Genomic DNA, 3,483 nt, shown 5'->3' with positions numbered 1-3,483 from the left:
TGTCGCCGCACCCGGTCAGTTCCAAAACCTTTTTTGCCGTCAAAGCCGCGCATTTCGCCGGCTATGTTTCGGTGCTGGCCTTCGCGATAGTCGCTGCGCCAGCCGTCGTCGCCGCAATTCGCTTCCACGCCTGGTGGATGGGGCCGCTGACCTTTCTCTCCGGCTGGGCGACCGCACTGGCAACCGCGCTTTTTTTCATCGTTTTCTACAGCCTGATGCTGCGCGTTATCAACCGTGGTACGATGAACCGCGTCCTCGGCTACACCCAGCTCCTCTTCATTACCGTGCTCTACGCCGGCTACATCTTTTTTCCGCAGGCGCTTGATTACCTCGGCAAACTCGATACCAGCCGCCTCGACCTGCCTGCGCTCAATCTTGCACCACCCGCCTGGTACGCCGCCTGGACTGCCCTGCCGCTCGAGTCATTTCGCGGCGATCATCTGCTGGCAGCATTGGCCGGCGTTGCGGCGCTGATCGTGCTCGCTTACCTGGGCATGGCGCGCCTCTCTTCCGGCTACGCACTGACACTGACGGAGATGGTCGAAAAGCAGGAAAAGCCGGATACGACGCGTACCGGCAAGACAATCTTTGGCCGTTTGATCGATGCTGTCTCAACTTCGGAGGACACCGCCGTGCGCAAGTTGATTCGCGCACAATTCAAGTACGATAACCGCTTCAAAATGGCGATCCTGGTCATCGTCCCGCTGACGCTCTTTTATCTGTTCATGGGAATCCGCGACGGCAATATGGTGGTCGATCCATTTGCGCCCGACCCCGGCGCCAAATCCTCCGGCAATTTCCTGTTCTACTTTGCTGTTGCAATCATGCCCTTTATCGTCGTGTCGAGCACCGGCTACTCATCCTCCGCGGCGGCCTCGTGGGTGTTCTTCTCGTCGCCCGCCGAGCGCACGAAACTCGTCATGGCTTCCGGCAAGTTTGCGATTCTCTTCTTCTGCCTGCCCTACGCGTTACTGCTGGTAGGAATTCTCGGGTATTTTTTCGGCAACTACCTGCATTCGTCCCTGCACTGTCTGGTGTTGTTCCTGATGATGGTGTTGCTCGTGCGCTTCAATATCATCCTGATTCCGCGCATCCCCTTCAGCGTGCCGGCGCGTACCGGCCAGCGGCAAATGATCTACATTATCGGCATGTTCGTCCCGATCGCCTTCATTATCATCCCGATGATGCTGTTGTCAAAGTTCGGTTACGGCGGCGCGCTCGGCTATAGCGCGATTGTCGCTGCCCTATTGCTTCTGATCGCGCTTGCCGGTCTGGTGCTCAAGAAACTGATTCCGCACCGCCTCGCCAAACTCGAGTACGCTGAGATGGAGTTGTAGGTCGGAACGATCCCCCTCACCCCGCCATCTTCACGCGCCCCGATTTTTTCGGCGATTTCGCCGGCGCGGTGGCCTTCTCGCGCGCCAACTCGTCGCGCAAGAACTGCCCAGTGAACGAATTCTTCACGGCCGCCACCTCCTCCGGCGTGCCGGCCGCCACGACAATTCCGCCCTCGTCGCCGCCCTCCGGCCCGAGGTCGATCACATAATCTGCGGTCTTGATCACATCGAGGTTGTGTTCGATCACCACCACCGTATTGCCTCGCTCTACCAGTTCATTGAGCACGCCCAGTAGCATCTTGATATCTTCGAAATGCAGCCCCGTCGTCGGCTCATCAAGGATGTAGAGCGTATTGCCGGTCGCCGTTTTCGACAACTCGGTCGCCAACTTGACGCGCTGCGCCTCGCCACCGGAGAGCTGGGTCGCCTGCTGGCCAAGATGCACATAGCCCAGGCCGACCTGTTGCAGTACTTCCAGCTTCTTGCGCAGCGAAGGAATGCTCGCGAAAAACGTCAGCGCCTCCGACACCGTCATGTCAAGCACCTCGGAAATCGACTTGCCCTTGTACTTGACCTCCAGCGTCTCGCGATTATAGCGCTCGCCGCGGCAAACTTCGCACGGCACGTACACGTCGGGAAGAAAATGCATCTCGATCTTAATGATACCGTCCCCCTGGCAGGCCTCGCAGCGTCCGCCGCGCACGTTGAAACTGAATCGTCCGGGCAGATAGCCGCGAATCTTCGACTCCGGGAGTTGCGCGAACAGGTCGCGGATGAAGGTAAACGTGCCAGTATACGTCGCCGGATTCGAACGCGGCGTGCGCCCGATCGGCGATTGGTCGATGTCGATCACCTTGTCGAGGTGCTCCAGCCCGTTGACGCTCTTGTACGGCAGCGGCTCGTGCTTGGCGTCCCAGAAGTGCCGCGCCATGATTCGGTACAGCGTCTCATTGATCAGCGTCGACTTGCCCGAACCGGAAACGCCGGTGACGCAGGTGAAAATTCCGAGCGGGATTTCGATATCGACTTCCTTGAGATTATTCCCGCGCGCGCCGCGCAGCGATACCACTTTGCCGTTGCCGGAACGCCGATGCGCCGGCACATGAATCGACCGCCGCCGCGAAAGGTACTGGCCGGTCAGCGATTTCGGATTCTTAATAATCGCCTTGGGAGTTCCCGCCGCGACCACTTGCCCGCCGTGAATACCGGCGCCCGGCCCCAGGTCGATCACCCAGTCAGCGCGCTCGATCGTGTCGCGATCGTGCTCGACCACCAATACGGTGTTGCCCAGATCGCGCAGCTCCATCAACGTATTGAGCAAACGCTCGTTGTCGCGCTGGTGCAGACCGATCGACGGTTCATCGAGAATGTACAGCACCCCCACCAGCCGCGACCCGATCTGCGTCGCCAGCCGGATACGCTGCGCCTCGCCGCCCGACAGCGTCGATGCCATCCGGTCGAGGGTCAGATAGTCGAGTCCGACGTTGATCAAAAAGCCCAGCCGCTCGCGCACTTCCTTGAGAATCTGCTTGGCGATCGTCGCCTGCTTGGGCGTCAGCGTCAGGTTGTTGAAGAACTTGTGCGCGCGCTTCACCGACATCGCCGTCACGGTTGCTATTGATTCCCCGCTGACGTAGACCGAAGTCGCTTCGCGCTTGAGCCGCGACCCCTTGCACACCTGGCAGGGCGACATCGACATGTAGGTCTCGATCCACTGGCGGATGCCGGAGGACTCCGTCTGCCGGTAGCGCCGCTCAAGATTCGGAATCACACCCTCGAACTTGCCGCGATACTCGCCCTTGTGCCGGCCTTCGCGCGACTCGTAGCGAAAGGTCAACTCTTTGTCGGTGCCGTACAACACCGCCTGCTGCTGTTCCTTGGTCAAATCCTTGAACGGCGTCGTGAATTTGAAGCCGTAACGCTCTGCCACCCCGCGCAGCATCACGCGATACCAGTTCGACATGTCGGCGCGCCAGGGATGGATCGCGCCGTCGTTGATCGACAGGTACGGATCCGGCACGACGCGATCGGGGTCGACCTCCATCTTGTGTCCCAGTCCCGAACAACCTGTGCAGGCGCCGTACGGCGAATTGAACGAGAACATCCGCGGCGACAATTCCTCGAACGAAATATCGCAATTTGGACA

Annotated in this window: 2 protein-coding genes; one reads left to right on the top strand and one right to left on the bottom strand. The window is 59.7% G+C overall.

Annotated elements, in window-relative coordinates:
- Window positions 1–1,337 (top strand): hypothetical protein (locus IT585_14195; GenBank protein MCC6964399.1); only part of this gene is annotated, 1,337 nt, incomplete at its 5' end.
- A gap of 16 nt (window positions 1,338–1,353) precedes the next feature.
- Here IT585_14195 and uvrA read toward each other — a convergent pair.
- On the bottom strand, window positions 1,354–3,483 hold a 2,130-nt coding region (gene uvrA / locus IT585_14190), incomplete at its 5' end, for an excinuclease ABC subunit UvrA (GenBank protein MCC6964398.1).

It is taken from the genome of Candidatus Zixiibacteriota bacterium (assembly GCA_020853795.1).
In the GTDB taxonomy this organism is placed as follows: domain Bacteria; phylum Zixibacteria; class MSB-5A5; order CAIYYT01; family CAIYYT01; genus JADJGC01.
This window is presented reverse-complemented; position numbering and strand designations above follow the sequence as displayed.